At 73.3% G+C, this 15,045-nt stretch carries 13 protein-coding genes; 10 read left to right on the top strand and 3 right to left on the bottom strand.

Annotation, left to right across the window (positions count from 1 at the left end):
• Positions 1-51 precede the first annotated feature (51 nt).
• From ABT295_RS03440 to ABT295_RS03415, 6 genes are read left to right on the top strand one after another with little or no spacing between them, the layout of a single operon-like run.
• Positions 52-1,257 (top strand): AAA family ATPase, encoded by a 1,206-nt coding sequence (locus ABT295_RS03440; RefSeq protein WP_352393011.1) that lies wholly within the window; start codon positions 52-54, stop codon positions 1,255-1,257.
• A gap of 22 nt (positions 1,258-1,279) precedes the next feature.
• A complete protein-coding gene (locus ABT295_RS03435) occupies positions 1,280-2,164 on the top strand; it encodes a DUF58 domain-containing protein (RefSeq protein WP_352393010.1) in 885 nt (294 codons plus the stop codon).
• Complete coding sequence (locus ABT295_RS03430) at positions 2,151-2,633, top strand: hypothetical protein (protein ID WP_352393009.1); 483 nt, start codon at positions 2,151-2,153, stop codon at positions 2,631-2,633. Before ABT295_RS03435 ends, ABT295_RS03430 begins: the two co-directional genes overlap by 14 nt.
• Positions 2,624-3,613 (top strand): VWA domain-containing protein, encoded by a 990-nt coding sequence (locus ABT295_RS03425; protein WP_352393008.1) that lies wholly within the window; start codon positions 2,624-2,626, stop codon positions 3,611-3,613. The genes ABT295_RS03430 and ABT295_RS03425 overlap by 10 nt, the downstream gene beginning before the upstream one ends.
• Positions 3,610-4,620 (top strand): VWA domain-containing protein, encoded by a 1,011-nt coding sequence (locus ABT295_RS03420; RefSeq protein WP_352393007.1) that lies wholly within the window; start codon positions 3,610-3,612, stop codon positions 4,618-4,620. Before ABT295_RS03425 ends, ABT295_RS03420 begins: the two co-directional genes overlap by 4 nt.
• On the top strand, positions 4,617-5,492 hold the full coding sequence (locus ABT295_RS03415; RefSeq protein ID WP_352393006.1) for a tetratricopeptide repeat protein: 876 nt from the start codon (positions 4,617-4,619) through the stop codon (positions 5,490-5,492). The genes ABT295_RS03420 and ABT295_RS03415 overlap by 4 nt, the downstream gene beginning before the upstream one ends.
• A 3-nt stretch (positions 5,493-5,495) precedes the next feature.
• On the opposite strand, the gene ABT295_RS03410 is transcribed toward ABT295_RS03415, so the two are convergent.
• From ABT295_RS03410 to ABT295_RS03400, 3 genes are read right to left on the bottom strand one after another with little or no spacing between them, the layout of a single operon-like run.
• On the bottom strand, positions 5,496-6,488 hold the full coding sequence (locus tag ABT295_RS03410; RefSeq protein WP_352393005.1) for a ferredoxin family protein: 993 nt from the start codon (positions 6,486-6,488) through the stop codon (positions 5,496-5,498).
• A complete protein-coding gene (locus ABT295_RS03405) occupies positions 6,485-9,034 on the bottom strand; it encodes a DNA gyrase/topoisomerase IV subunit A (RefSeq protein WP_352393004.1) in 2,550 nt (849 codons plus the stop codon). Before ABT295_RS03405 ends, ABT295_RS03410 begins: the two co-directional genes overlap by 4 nt.
• Before the next feature lie 54 nt (positions 9,035-9,088).
• On the bottom strand, positions 9,089-9,709 hold the full coding sequence (locus tag ABT295_RS03400; RefSeq protein WP_352393003.1) for a nitroreductase family protein: 621 nt from the start codon (positions 9,707-9,709) through the stop codon (positions 9,089-9,091).
• A gap of 55 nt (positions 9,710-9,764) precedes the next feature.
• Between ABT295_RS03400 and ABT295_RS03395 the strand changes: the two genes are divergently transcribed.
• The 4 genes from ABT295_RS03395 (at position 9,765) to ABT295_RS03380 (ending at position 15,021) form a co-directional block, all read left to right on the top strand.
• Positions 9,765-12,464: a bifunctional acetate--CoA ligase family protein/GNAT family N-acetyltransferase gene (locus tag ABT295_RS03395; RefSeq protein ID WP_352393002.1), complete on the top strand. Its 2,700-nt coding sequence runs from the start codon at positions 9,765-9,767 to the stop codon at positions 12,462-12,464.
• A gap of 95 nt (positions 12,465-12,559) precedes the next feature.
• On the top strand, positions 12,560-13,159 hold the full coding sequence (locus tag ABT295_RS03390) for a DUF5998 family protein (RefSeq protein ID WP_352393001.1): 600 nt from the start codon (positions 12,560-12,562) through the stop codon (positions 13,157-13,159).
• Positions 13,160-13,162: 3 nt separating this feature from the next.
• Positions 13,163-14,317 carry an alkaline phosphatase family protein gene (locus tag ABT295_RS03385; protein ID WP_352393000.1) on the top strand — a complete coding sequence of 385 codons (1,155 nt, stop codon included), beginning with the start codon at positions 13,163-13,165 and terminating at the stop codon, positions 14,315-14,317.
• Between the two features lie 11 nt (positions 14,318-14,328).
• Positions 14,329-15,021, top strand: a complete 693-nt coding sequence (locus ABT295_RS03380; protein ID WP_352392999.1) for a thymidine kinase — start codon at positions 14,329-14,331, stop codon at positions 15,019-15,021.
• Positions 15,022-15,045 lie beyond the last annotated feature (24 nt).

The raw sequence follows: 15,045 nt of genomic DNA, 5'->3' as shown, positions 1-15,045 counted from the left end.
GATGTGCGTGCCGGCGCTCCCGCGCGCCGGTACGCGTCGAGAAGGGGATCGATGGTGTCGAACGTCAACGCCGATGAGTCGGCGACCGACGAGCAGCAGGACGAGCAACAGGACGCGCAGCGCGACCACGTGACCGCGTCCTTCTCGGTCGCCGTGCCCGGCACCACGGCGCCGGAGGAGCCCGAGCAGCTCGCCGGCGCCCCGTCCTCACCGCACGACGACGTCGCCGTCGCGGGCATCGACAGCGTGCCCGAGCGCACCGTCCCCGCCCCGGCGCGCTACCTCACCCCCGACGAGCTGCGCTGGGCCGGCGAGAAGGTCGAGGCGATCTCCACGGCGTTCGCCTCGCGCGTCGTCGGCCAGGCGCGCCTGCAGGAGACCCTGCTCATCGCGCTGCTGACCGGTGGGCACGTGCTGCTCGAGAGCGTGCCCGGCCTCGCCAAGACGACGGCCGCCCAGACGATCGCCCAGGCCGTCGGCGGCCGCTTCCACCGCATCCAGTGCACCCCCGACCTGCTGCCGAGCGACATCGTCGGCACGCAGGTCTACAACCAGCACGCCGGCACGTTCGAGACCCAGCTCGGCCCGGTCCACGCCAACTTCGTCCTGCTCGACGAGATCAACCGCAGCAGCGCCAAGACGCAGTCGGCGATGCTCGAGGCGATGCAGGAGCGGCAGACCTCGATCGGCGACAAGAGCTACGCGCTGCCCGACCCCTTCCTCGTCCTGGCCACGCAGAACCCCATCGAGCAGGAGGGCACCTACCCGCTGCCCGAGGCGCAGATGGACCGCTTCATGCTCAAGGACGTCCTCGACTACCCGTCGCCGGCGGAGGAGGCCGAGGTGCTGCGCCGCATCGACTCGGGCGTCTTCGGCGCACCTGCCGAGCCGGTCGTCTCGACCGACGACGTGAAGCGGCTGCAGGGCCTCGTCTCCCGCGTCTACATCGACCCGGCCATCGTCAACTACATCGTCGGCATCGGCTACGTCACCCGTCACCCGCAGGACTACGTCGAGCCGCGGCTCGCCGGTTACGTCGAGTTCGGGGCGAGCCCCCGCGCGAGCATCGCCTTCACGAGCGCGGCGCGTGCCCGGGCCCTCGTCGACGGGCGCAACCACGTGGTGCCCGACGACGTCAAGGCGCTGACCCACCGCGTGCTGCGCCACCGCGTCACCCTCGGCTTCGAGGCGGCCGCCGACGAGGTGGCCGTCGAGAGCGTCATCGACGCCATGGTCGCCGGGATCCGCACGCCCTGACCGGGCCGGGCGAGGACGTGACATGACGACGCTGCTGACGCGGGTGAAGAGCAAGCTCTTCGTCCACGCGCGCCGCCGCTCGCGCAGCCTCCTCGAGGGCGAGTATGCGTCGGTCTTCCACGGTCGCAGCCTCGACTACGACGACCTGCGCGACTACGTGCCGGGCGACGAGGTGCGCGACATCGACTGGCGCGCGACCGCACGCCACCAGTCGCCCCTCGTCAAGCGCTACGTCGCGAGCCGCAAGCAGAACCTCATGCTCGTCGTCGACACCGGCCGCGGCATGGCGGCCTCGACCCGAAGCGGCGAGCCCAAGTCGGCCGTCGCGATCGCGGCCGCCGGCCTCGTCGGCTACCTCGCGCACCGCCACGGCGACCTCGTCGGCCTCGTCCGCGGCACCGCCACGTCGACGGTCGCGCACGAGCTGCGCGGCAGCGAGGCGCACCTCGAGCAGCTGCTCCGCGCCGTCGAGTCCGCCACCCGGGTCGACGGGGAGCAGAGCAACCTCGCGACGCAGCTGCGCTGGATCGTGCGCACCGTGCGCCGCCGCCTCGTGCTGCTCGTCGTGGCCGACGACAGGGACCTCGACCCCGAGCTCGACGACCTGCTCCGTCGCCTGCACGCCCAGCACGAGATCCTCTGGCTCACGGTGGAGGACGCGGACCCGACCTCGATCGGGGGCGAGCGCACGGCATACGACGTCGCGGACGCCTACACGCTGCCGACGCTCGTGCGCCTCGACCCGAAGGTGCGCCAGGCGTACGCCGCGACGGTGGAGGCGCGCGTGCGGCGCACGACCGAGCTGCTCGACCGGCGCGGCATCAACCACGGCCGTCTCGGCTCGTCCGACGAGGTCGTCACGACGGTCTTCGCCCTGCTCGAGAGACAGCGCCGTGCGCGCCGCTGATGCCCCGCCGCCGGGCTTCTACGCCCCGGACCCGTATGCCGCCCACTGGCTGTGGGTGGGCATCGGCGCGGTCGCGCTCGTCGCCGCCTGGTACGCCTGGGTCTGGTGGTCGACGCGGGAGCGCCCCGTCGTGGTGCCGCCCCGCGTCACGCCCGACCGCCTCAGCCGGCTGCGGGCCGACTACACGCGACAGATCGACCTCGTGCTCGACCGGGCGGCGGCCGGCGAGATCACGCAGCGTCGCGCGCACCAGCAGCTGAGCGTGCTCGTGCGCCACTTCGTCCAGGAGGTCTCGGGCATCCACGCACCGACGATGACCCTGACCGAGCTCAACGCGTCCGGGTCGCGCCTCACCCCCGTCTCCGAGGTCGTGGGGGCGCTCTACCCGGGGGAGTTCGGTCCCCGCGAGACCGCGACGCTCGTGGGCGCCGGCACCGTGGCCAAGGCGGTGGTCGCGCGATGGAGCTGACCGGTCTCGACCTCAGGTGGCCCGGGCTGCTCGCCGTCGGCGCGCTCGTCGCCGTCGCGGTGGCGTATGCCGTGCACCGCCGGCTCGCGCGCCGGTCGGCCCGGGCGGCGGCGGCGGTCGCCAACAGCGACACCCTGACCGCCCTGCCGGAGTTCCGGCGGGCGCTGCGGCTGCACCGGGTCCGCATGACCGTGCTCGCCGTGAGCGCCGTGCTGCTCGGCGGTGCCGCGCTCGTCGGCGCGGCGCGCCCGCTCGACACGACCGTCGAGAAGCCGCAGACGCGCAGCCGCGACATCATGCTGTGCCTCGACATCTCCGGGTCGATGGCCGCCTACGACGCCACGCTCGTCACGACCTTCAAGACCCTCGTCAAGAGCTTCGAGGGCGAGCGCATCGGCCTCGTCATCTTCAACAGCTCGGCCGCCACCGTCTTCCCGCTCACCGACGACTACGACTTCATCAACGACGAGCTCGACGACGCGTCCAAGGCCCTGGGCGGCGACCCCGAGTTCGAGTCGTTCTTCGCCGGCACCTTCAACGGGCGGGGCACCTCGCTCATCGGCGACGGCCTCGCGACGTGCGTGTCGAGCTTCGACAAGGTCGACCTGCAGCGGGCCCGCTCGGTGGTCTTCGCCACCGACAACCACGTCGCGGGCCGCCCCGTCATCGAGCTCGACGAGGCGGGCGAGCTCGCCAAGGCCAAGGGGGTGCGCGTCTACGGGCTGAACCCCGAGGAGAGCGGTCCGGACGACGAGGCCGTCGAGATGCGCGAGGTCGTGACGGGCACCTCGGGGCGCTACTACCCGATGAGCGACCAGTCGGCCATCAGCGGCATCGTCGACTCCGTCCAGGCCCAGGAGGCCACCCTCATCGACGCGGCGTCCCGGGCCCTCTACACCGACGACCCCACGGTGCCGATCGCCCTCGCGGGGGTCGGCCTCGTCGGGCTCATCGGCGCGAGCCGGAGGTGGGGGTCGTGAGCTTCCTGCCCGTGGCGCCGTGGCCGGTGCTGCTCGTGCTCGTCGTCGCGGCGCTCGCGGCCGTGTGGTGGAACCCGACGTCGCGCTCGGTGCCCGGCGAGTCGCGCAGCACGCACTGGCGCCTCACGGCGGTGGTGCTGCTCCTCGGCGTCGCCGCGGTGCGCCCGGCGGTGGCGGGGGAGCAGGTCGACACGACGGCCGCCAACCTCAACGTCTACTTCGTCGTCGACACGACGAGCAGCATCATCGCCGAGGACTACGGCGACGGGGCGCCGCGCGTCAGCGGCGTGGCGAGCGACATCGCGGCCATCGCGCAGGCCCTGCCCGGCGCCCGCTACTCGGTGCTCACCTTCGACCAGGCCGCCCGGGTGCGCCTGCCGCTGACGACCGACACGACCGCACTCGACGCGGCCGTGGAGACCCTGCTGCCCGAGTCGTACGAGGCGTCGCGGGGCACGTCGGTGAGCGAGGCGAACGACCGGCTCAAGACGCTGCTCCAGCAGGCCGACGCGCGCACCCCGGAGCGGGGTCGCGTCGTCTACTACTTCGGCGACGGGGAGCAGACGGCCCCCGACGCGCCCGCACCCTTCGACATCGACCGCTCGCTCGTCAACGGGGGAGCGGTGCTCGGCTACGGCACGACCGGGGGCGGCCGGATGAAGGCGACGCGCTCGCGCTTCGACACGAGCAACGACTACATCAAGGACCCCACGACGGGCGAGGACGCCCGGTCGGTCATCAGCGAGGACACCCTGCGCGACATCGGCACCCAGCTCGGCCTGCCCTACCTGCACCGCGAGTCCGGCGACCCGATCGCCCCGGCCGTGGCGGGCGTCGACCTCGACCGGTTCGGCACGAGCGAGCAGATCGAGAAGCAGAAGGTGCTCGGACGACGTGAGCTCTACTGGCCCCTGCTGCTCGGCGTCGCGGGCCTCGCGGCTTGGGAGGTCGGGGCCGGGGTCACGGCCCTGCTACAGACCCGGCGACGGAAGGGGACGAGCCGATGACCGTGCTCGACGACCGCCCGGCCCGATCGGGCGACGGCCCCGACCCACGTGCCACCGGGGCGTCCGCGGCCAACGGGGAGCGACCGTCTCGCCGTGGGGCGTGGCGGCGTCGCGCTCGGCGACCGCTGCCGCCGCGGCTGCGCCGCCGGCGCCGGCGGCTGCTCCTCGCGTCGGCCCCCGTCGTCGTGCTGCTCCTGCTCGCCGCCGTGCGCCTCGTCTCGCTCAACCTCGTCGCCGCTCAGGCCATCGACGGCTACGCAGCGGGTGACAAGCCGCGGACCCTCGCCTGGGGCGAGCGCCAGGGCTGGGTCAACGTCGTGGAGCCGTTCCGCAGCCCCTTCGCCATCGGTGACGCGCACGTGCTGTCCGGCCACTTCGAGCTCGCCCGCCCGTGGTTCGAGCAGGCCTTCGAGCAGGTGCCCAAGGGTGGCCTCGACGACTGCAAGGTGCGCGTCAACCTCGGCCTCACCTACGAGGCGCTCGGCGACCAGGCCAAGGCCCGGGAGCGCACCGACGAGTGGAAGCAGTTCTACGACAAGGGGATCGCCATCACGAGCGAGCGACCGCCCCTGTGCGAGGCCCCCGAGGGTGGCCAGACCGGTGAGCAGCTGGAGTCGGCCCAGCAGCGCATGGAGGAGAAGAGCTCGGGCGCCGAGCCGGACCAGCCTCCGCAGCCGCAGGAGCAGCGGGACCAGCCCGCCCCCGACCAGCCGACCCAGCCCGCGCCGGCGCCCGGCAGGACCCCCAGCCAGGAGGAGCAGGACTACCTCAAGGAGCAGCAGCGCCGCAACACGATCGAGCGCAACCAGCAGCAGGGCCAGGACGACACCTCGCCGGGCGACGGCGGGCCGACCTACCCCAAGCCGTGGTGACCGTCAGAACCACGCCTCCAGCAGGGTGGCCGCGTGCTCGTGCACCTCGACGGCCTTCTTGCCGCACGACTCCGGGCGGGTGAGCCCGGCGCTGCGGCGCGTGACCCCGATGCGCCAGCGGCGGCGGTCGGTGTGGGTGACGATGACCTCCCACCCGTCGTCGGTGGCCTCGGCCGGTCCGGCCCAGAGCGCGCCGAGACGCGTCTCGCCGAGGTGCTCGCGCACGAACGACTCGGCGCACTGCGAGGCGGCTGGCAGGCCCGAACGCCCGCGGTCGTGGGTCGGTCCCAGCAGCTCGAGGGGCGTGTGCCCGGTCGTGCTCGCCGAGAGCACCCACTCCGCCGCCACGTCGTCGAGTCGCGCGTAGGTCTGGCCCCACGGCAGCAGCACGGCGGTCGGCGCGAAGCGGTGCCCACCCGTGTGCGAGACCTCCCAGACCCGGCCGGGGGCCCGGCGAGCCGCGTGCGCCGCCAGCGGCCGGCCGCGCACGGCGCAGCACACGTCGCGGCGGCCGTTCGTGCAGACGAGCAGGGTGGGCTCGCCCTCGCGGGCGCCCGGCAACGAGGCCTCGACGAGCGCCCGGTTGCCGCGGGCGAGGGCCGCCCAGTCGAGGCCGAGCAGGTCGCCGACGTGCGGCAGGTCGGCGACGAGCAGCCAGGCCTCGTCGGGCGGGCCACCGGCGTGGGCGAGCAGCACCCGGCGCGGGCCCTCGTGCACCGGGTGGCCGCCGGGGCGACGGATCAGCATGAAGCGGCCGCCCGCCCGCGTCGTGCGGGCCTCGAGCTCGCCGGCCAGCTCGACGTCGAGGTGCGACTCCCGTGCCGCGTCGCGACCCCACGGGCCGGGCTGCTCCACGACGACGAAAAAGGTCGCCGCGGCCGCCGTGCCGTAGGCGCTCGTCCCATCGTGGTCGAAGAGCACCGAGCACGCGTCGGAGGCCGGTGTGGCGTGCCCCGTCGTGGCCGGGTGGCGGCCCTGCTCGTCGGCGGTGGTCACTCGCTGCCTCCCGGGTCCGATCCCTCGGCGGCGGGCACGTCGCCCGCCCCGCCGCTGCCCTGAGCGCTGCCCTGACCGCCCGGCGTCGGGTCCGCCGCGGGGGGCGGCCCCGCCACGTGGGCGATGACCGTCGTCGTGGGCAGGCCGGAACCGTCGCGGCGCCCCTCGGCCGCCGGCAGCTCGATGGCGACGCCGTTCGCGGCGGCCGCGCGCACCGGCGTGTTGCCGGCGAACGCGAGCACGAGGGTGTCCTCACCCTTGAGGAAGCGGTGGCAGCGCACGCCACCGGTGGCACGCCCCTTGGCGGGGTACTCGGCATACGGCGTCACCTTGAGCGACCCGCCCTCGGTGCCCGGCAGCGCCCCCGACGAGCCGGACGACGTGACGACGACACCCTCGCGGGTCGGGTCGACGACGCCGAAGAAGACGGCCCGCCCGAAGCCGCCCAGCTTGATGCCGGCCATGCCACCGGCCGAGCGGCCCTGCGGTCGCACGGACCTCGCCGGGAAGCGCAGCAGCTGGGCGTCGCTCGTGAGGAAGACCAGGTCGAGGTCGTCGCGGTCGGCGACGGCGGCCCCGACGACCCGGTCGCCGTCCTTGAGGCTGATGATGTCCCAGTCGTTGGTCTTCGGGGCGTCCGGCGTGACGCGCTTGACGACACCGCTCGCGGTGCCGAGCGCCACGACGGGCGCGTCCGCACCGATCGGCACGATGGTGAGCGGCTCCTCGCCCTTGGCGAGGTCGACGTACGCCGCGAGGGGCGCGCCACCGGAGAGGGCGGGCGCGCCGTTCGTCGGCGGCAGCGTCGGCAGGTCGAGGGCGGAGAGGCGCACCATGCGGCCGGCGCTCGTGACGAGGCCGAACTCCCCGCGGGCCGTGGTGCGCACCGCGCCGACCACGACGTCGTGCTTGGCCCGCGACCCCTCGGCCGTCACCGGCTCGGCGGTGCCGGTGCGGGCGAGCAGCCCGGTGCCGCTCAGCAGCACCCAGCAGGGGTCGTCGGCGACCTCGAGGGGCGTCGCCGAGGTGGCGGCCGCGTTGGCACCGGAGCTCTCGAGGAGCACGGTGCGCCGCGGCGTGCCGTGCGCCTTGGCGACGTCGGCGAGCTCGCTGCTGACGAGCTTGAGCAGCAGCTTCTCGTTCTCGAGCAGCGCGCGCAGCTCCTCGATGGCGCGCTCGAGGTCGGCCTTCTCGGTCTCGAGCTCGATGCGCGAGAACTTCGTCAGGCGCCGCAGCTGGAGGTCGAGGATGTAGGTGGCCTGGGCCTCGGAGAGGTCGAAGACCTCCATGAGGCGGGTGCGGGCCGTCGCGGCGTCGTCGGAGCCGCGGATGACCTGGATGACCTCGTCGATGTCGACGATGGCGATGAGCAGGCCCTCGACGAGGTGCAGGCGCTCCTCCCGCTTCGCGAGCCGGTGCTCGGTGCGCCGGCGCACGACCGAGGTGCGGAAGTCGACGTAGACCTTGAGGAGGTCCTTGAGGCCCATCGTGCGGGGCTGGCCCTCGACGAGCGCGACGTTGTTGATGCCGAAGTTCTCCTCCATCGGCGTCAGCTTGTAGAGCTGCTCGAGCACGGCGTCGGGGTTGAAGCCGTTCTTGATCTCGATGACGAGCTGCAGCCCGTTCGCGCGGTCGGAGAGGTCCTTGAGGTCGGCGATGCCCTGCAGCTTCTTGCCCTGGACGAGGTCCTTGATCTTGTCGATCACCTTCTCGGGCCCGACGAGGTAGGGCAGCTCGGTCACGACGATGCCCTTGCGGCGCGGCGTGATCGACTCGATGCGCGCCGTCGCGCGGGTGCGGAAGCTGCCGCGTCCCGTGAGGTAGGCGTCGCGGATGCCCTCGAGGCCGACGATCTTGCCGCCGCACGGCAGGTCGGGCCCCGGCACGAACTTCATGAGGTCCTCGAGCGAGCAGGACGGGTTCGCGATGAGGTGCCGCGCCGCCCCGATGACCTCGACGAGGTTGTGCGGGGGCATGTTCGTGGCCATGCCGACGGCGATGCCGGCCGCGCCGTTCACGAGCAGGTTCGGGTAGGCGGCCGGCAGCACCTCGGGCTGTAGCTGCGTGTCGTCGTAGTTCGGCACGTAGTCTACGGTGTCCTCGTCGAGCCCCGAGACCATGAGCAGCGCGGCGGCCGCCATGCGGGCCTCGGTGTAGCGGGCCGCGGCGGGCCCGTCGTCGAGCGAGCCGAAGTTGCCGTGGCCGTCGACGAGCGGCAGGCGCAGCGTGAACGGCTGCGCCATGCGCACGAGGGCGTCGTAGATTGCCTGGTCGCCGTGCGGGTGGTACTTGCCCATCACCTCGCCGACGACGCGCTGGCTCTTGACGTGCCCGCGGTCGGGCCGCAGGCCCAGCTCGTTCGCGCCGTAGAGGATGCGCCGCTGCACCGGCTTGAGGCCGTCGCGGGCGTCGGGCAGGGCCCGGGAGTAGATGACGCTGTAGGAGTACTCGAGGAAGGCGTTCTGCATCTCCTCCTCGACGTCGATGCCGACGATCTTCTCCTCGAAGTCCTCGGGAGGAGGCGGGGTGGTCGTTCGTCGGGCCATGCCGGGGGGTGCTCCTTGCCTAGCGGGTCAACGCCCCATCTTCGCGCAGGCCGCTCACGCGTCCTCACCTGCCACGCCGAAACGACCCCAGTGGGCCACCTCGCTCCCGGTGCGCCGGTGCCGGCGCAGGCTCGGGCTCCTCGGTCCCGGGACGGCATACCCCATCGCGACGACGCCGACGACGGTGCGGCTGCCCGGGATGCCGAACGCGGCGTGCACGGCCGCGTGGCGCTCGGGCGGCACCCCGAAGAACAGGCTGCCCAGGCCCTCGTCGGTCGCCGTGAGCAGCAGCAGGAGCGAGGCCATGCCCGTGTCGACGTCCCAGTAGGGCACGGGCCAGCGGGCCTCGTCGCGGTCGGTCCAGCCCTTGTCGGGGGCGGCGTAGCGGTCGAGGTAGGCGTCCTTGTGCGAGAGGCAGAGCACGAGCACGGGCGCGTTCCGGATGCCGTCCAGCCAGGCGTCCGGCGCCGCGCCGGGCCCCGTCGTGGCCGCCCAGAACGCGTCGCGCTCGGCCGGAGCCGTGAGCACGACGAAGTCCCAGCCCTGGCTGAAGCCGGCGCTGGGGGAGCGCACGGCGTTGTCGAGGCAGCGCTGCACGACCTCACGGGCCACCGGGCGGTCCGGGTCGTAGCGGCGGACCATGCGGCGGGTGCGGACGACCTCGGTGAACTCCATGCGAGCAGACTGCCATCCGGGTGGCCCCCGCAGCCCGACGTGACACGATGTGCGCATGACGGCTGGCGGGTTCAGCGACGACACGGGTGCACTCGAGCGGGTCTCGGCCCGGGCCACGGGGGCGCCGGTCGAGTGGGAGGCCGACGTCGTGCTCCGCGACGGCACCGTCGCGCACGTACGGCCGATCACCCCCGAGGACGCCGAGGGCATCCGGCACTTCCACAGCCGGCAGTCCGCGGAGTCGATCTACCTGCGCTTCTTCGCGCCGCTGCGCGAGCTGAGCGAGCGTGACGTCCACCGGTTCACGCACGTCGACCACCACGACCGGGTGGCCCTCGTCGCGACCCTCGACGGCGAGATCATCGGCATCGGGCGCTACGACCGCATCGAGCCCGGCTCGGCCGAGGTGGCCTTCAACATCTCCGACCACTACCAGGGCAAGGGCATCGGGTCGGTGATGCTCGAGCACCTGGCGGCCATCGCGCAGGAGATGGGCATCAACCGGTTCGTCGCCGAGGTGCTGCCCCAGAACCGCAAGATGCTCACCGTCTTCAAGGAGGCGGGCTACGAGGTCACGCACCACATCGAGGACGGCGTCGTCGAGGTGAGCTTCGACATCTCGCCGACCGAGCAGAGCAAGGCGGTGCAGCTGTCGCGCGAGCACCGTGCGGAGTCGAGGAGCATGCACACGATCCTCTTCCCGGAGCGGGTCGCCATCATCGGCGCGAGCCGGCGCGCGGAGTCGATCGGTGCGCTCGTGATGCGCAACATCCTCGCGGCGGGCTTCCAGGGCGAGCTCTACCCGATCCACCGCGTGGCCGACCGGATCCAGGGCGTGCCCGCCTACCCCTCGATCCACGACGTGCCGCAACCCGTCGACCTCGCCATCGTCGTCGTGCCCGCCGCGCAGGCGGTCGACGTCGTCAAGGACTGCGGCAAGGCCGGGGTGAAGGCCCTGCTCGTGCTCTCGGCGGGGTTCGCCGAGGCCGGCGAGGAGGGCGTGCGCCTCCAGGAGAAGCTGCGCCGCCGGGTGCGCCGCGCGGGCATGCGCATCGTCGGGCCGAACAGCTTCGGCATCGTCAACAACGACCCGTCGGTGCGGCTCAACGCCACGCTCGCGACCGTCATCCCCGAGCAGGGGCGCCTCGGCCTGTTCGCCCAGAGCGGCGCGCTCGGCGTCGCGGTGCTCGCCTCCGCCGCCCGCCGCGGCCTCGGCATCTCGGTGTTCGCCTCCGCGGGCAACCGCGTCGACGTGTCGGGCAACGACCTCATGCAGTACTGGATCGACGACCAGGAGACCGACACCGTCGGGCTCTACCTCGAGTCGATGGGCAACCCGCGCAAGTTCTCGCGGATCGCCCGCCACCTCGCGACGGTCAAGCCGGTCATCGTCGTCTCCTCGGGCGTCTCGAGCTTCGCGGCCCCGCCCGGGCACCGCACCCGTGTCACCAACGTGCCGCCGCAGGCGTTCCGGGCCCTGCTGCGCCAGGCCGGCGTCATCCGGGTCGAGAACGTGCACCAGCTCTTCGACGTCGCCCAGCTGACGCTGCACCAGCCGCTGCCCAAGGGCGACCGCGTCGCCATCGTCGGCAACTCCGACGCGCTGGGCGCCCTGAGCGCGAGCGCCTGCCTCAGCTGGGGCCTCAAGGTCACCCACGGACCCGTCTCGCTCCAGCCGCAGGCGTCGGCCGAGGAGTTCGCGGCCGCCCTCGACGCCGCCTTCGCCGACCCCGAGGTCGACAGCGTCGTCGCGGCGTTCATCCCGCCCCTCGTCACCCCGGACGAGGACGTGCACGAGGCCGTGCGCAACATCGTCGCCGACCACGAGAAGCCCTGCGTGGCGACCTTCCTCGGCATGCGCGGCGTCGGTGACGGCCTGTCCTACGAACAGCACGGGCAGCGGCGGTCGGTGCCGGCGTACTCGATGCCGGAGGACGGCATCCGTGCCCTCAACGCGGTGACGCGCTACGCGCAGTGGCGCCAGCGCGACCGGGGCACGCCGGTCGCGCCCGTCGGCGTCGACCGGCTGCGGGCCGAGCGCCTCCTCGAGGGCTACCTCGCGGGCTGTCCCGACGGGAGGGCGCTGACGCGCGAGGAGACGCGCGAGCTGCTCGGCGCCTACGGCATCCGGGTGTGGCCGGCGGTCGAGGTGACCGACGCCGCGAGCGCGGTCGCGGCCGCCGACGAGCTGACCTACCCGGTCATCCTCAAGTCGACCTCGCCCATCGTGCGCCACCAGCCGGGGCTCGTCGGCGTGCGCGGCGACCTCGTCGACGCCGAGTCGGTGCGCGACGCGCACGCGTCGCTGAGCGAGCGCCTCGGCCCGCTCGGCGCCGACCGCTTCGTCGTGCAGCGCATGGCCGTGCCCGGGGTGTCGTGCGTCATCCGGGCGAGCGAGGACCCGCTCTTCGGGCCCGTCGTCAGCTTCTCCGTGGCCGGACCGCCCACCGAGCTGCTCGGCGACGTCGCGCACCGCATCCCGCCGCTCACCGACGTCGACGTCACCGACCTCATCGACGGCGTCAAGGCCGCGCCGCTGCTCGGCGGCCACCGCGGCGCCGCGCCGGTGCACCGGGCCGCCCTCAGCGACCTCGTGGCGCGGCTCTCGGTGCTCGCCGACGACCACCCCGAGCTCGCGTCGGTCGAGCTCAACCCGGTCAACGCGTGGACCGGCGGCGTGGACGTGCTCGGGGCCGAGGTCGTCGTGCGCCCCGCACTCGTGCGCAAGGACCCCGGCCGTCGACGGATGACCTGAGCGTCGTCCCGGACCCGGGTCGTCGGGGGAGGCGGCCGATCGGGCCTGTGGGCGGCGCGGGCCGGGTCACGGCCGGCAGGTGCAAGGATGGGGCCATGCGACACGCCAGCCCGGGCACCGGCCGAACCCTTCCGACGGACCTCACCGAGGCCATCACCCGGGCCGGGTACTACCCCGCGCTCGTGTGCGACGTCGTCGAGTCGGCGCTCGCCGACGAGGAGGTCGTCTCGCACCTCGTGCACCAGGAGACGACGTTCGACCACGAGACCGTGCGCCGCCACGTCACCGTCCTCGTCATCACCCCGAAGCGCCTCGTCATCGCGCACGCCGACGACCACGCCGAGTCCGAGGACAAGCTGATGGCGACCGCGACGACAGAGACGGTGCCGCTCGCGGCCGTCCGGGGCGTCATGCTCACGCACGTCGTGGCCCAGCCCGACACCTTCACGCCGGGCACGCACGGGCGTGACCTCACACTCACCCTCGGCTGGGGCGCCGTCAGCCGGCTCGACATGATCCCCGCCCAGTGCGGCGACCCCGACTGCACGGCCGACCACGGCTTCGAGGGCACCATCGCCTCCGACGACATCTCGCTGCGCGTCAGCTCGGCCGCCGACGGCGAGGACGCCGTGGGCCACGCGATGAGCTTCGCGCGGACGCTGTCCGCGAGCATCGGCGGCGGCTCCCCCCTCTGACGCGTGACCGCCCTGCCCGACGCCGCGACGCGTCCCCCCGACTGGTCCGCCGGCACCCTCGCCTCGGTGCTGCCCTCCGTCGCCGACCGCCTCGGCGTGAGCCGGTATGCCGGCCGCGACGTCTTCGACCTCCCCGCGGTGCCGCGCACCGTCGTCGTGCTCGTCGACGGGCTCGGGCACGACCTGCTGCGCCAGCGCAGCGGTCACGCACCCTTCCTGCGCAGCCACCTCGGCGGCGCGGCGCGGGTGCCCTGCGGCTTCCCGTCCACGACGGCGACGTCGATGGGCACCTTCGGCACGGGCCTGCCGCCGGGAGCGCACGGTCTCGTCGGCATGCAGGTGCTCGACCCGGACACCGACCGGCTGCTCAACGAGCTGTCGTGGGAGGACGGTCCGGACCCGCGACGGTGGCAGCCGAACGAGACGGTCTTCGAGGCCGCCGAGAACGCCGGCGTCACCGTGACGATGGTCGGGCCGCACTACTTCGACGGGTCGGGCCTGACGACGGCGGCGCTCCGCGGCGCCGGCTTCCGGGCCGCGCGCAGCATCGACGACCGCGTCGACGCCGCGGTGGCGGCCGTGCGCGCGACGCCCCGCTCGCTCGTCTACCTCTACTGGGGCGAGGTCGACAAGGTCGGCCACGTGCACGGGTGCCAGTCGTGGCAGTGGGGCGACGAGGTCGAGTCCGTTGACGCGGCCCTGCGACGGCTCTGCGCCAGCGTGCCGGACGACACGTCGGTCGTCGTGACGGCCGACCACGGCATGGTCGACGTGCCGTTCGCCGACCGCGTCGACCTCGCGCACGAGCCCGCCCTCATGTCGGGGGTGCGCCACCTCGGCGGCGAGGCGCGCAACCTCCAGCTCTACACGGACGCCGGTGCGGCAGCAGACGTCGAGCAGGCCTGGACGGCGCGCTTCGGCGAGCGGGTCCGCGTGCTGACCCGTGAGCGCGCCGTCGAAGAGGGCTGGTTCGGCACGGTGCGTCCCGACGTGCTCGGCCGCATCGGCGACCTCGTCGTCGTGACCAGCGGGACGTTCGCGATCGTCCACTCCGGGCTCATGCGCCGGGAGGTCGTCGCGCTCCTCGGCCTGCACGGGTCGACGAGCGAGGCCGAGATCGCCGTGCCGGTCGTCGTCGTGCCGCCGCGTCGTGGCTAGGGTGGTGCCTCGTGGCTGAGCTCGTCTTCTTCTCCGGGACCATGGACTGCGGCAAGTCGACCCTCGCCCTGCAGATGGACCACAACCACCGCGTGCGGGGGCGGGTGGGCCTCATCTACACGAAGATGGACCGCGCCGGCAGCAACGTGCTCAGCTCGCGCCTCGGCCTCTCGACGGGGGCCCTCGAGGTCGGCGACGACCTCGACTTCTGGGAGTCGATCGTCGGCCGGGCCACGGCCGGCACGCGCATCGACTACCTCATCTGCGACGAGGCGCAGTTCTACACCTGCGACCAGGTCGAGCAGCTCGCGCGCATCGTCGACGAGATGGAGGTCGACGTCTTCGCCTTCGGGATCACGGCCGACTTCCGCACCGAGCTCTTCCCGGGGAGCAAGCGCCTCATCGAGCTCGCCGACAAGGTGCAGGTGCTGCAGGTCGAGGCCCTGTGCTGGTGCGGCCGCCGCGCGACGACCAACGCCCGCGTGCTCGACGGCGTCATGGTCGTCGAGGGGGAGCAGGTCGTCGTCGGCGACACGAAGCCGGGCACGACGGGTCTCGTGGAGTACGAGGTGCTGTGCCGACGGCACTACATGCGGCGGATGACCTCGCACGCGGCCAAGGCCGCCGCGATCTCGCCGGAGGTGCTGCCCTTCGACCTCGACGTCTGCCCCCTGCCGCCGCTGCCGGTCACCCAGGCCGACTGACGCCGCCGGCACCCGGGCGGGGGG

Source organism: Terrabacter sp. NPDC000476 (assembly GCF_040300125.1).
Lineage (GTDB): Bacteria > Actinomycetota > Actinomycetes > Actinomycetales > Dermatophilaceae > Terrabacter.
The sequence above is the reverse complement of the archived record's forward strand: the minus strand, read 5'-3'. Positions and strand labels throughout refer to the sequence as shown.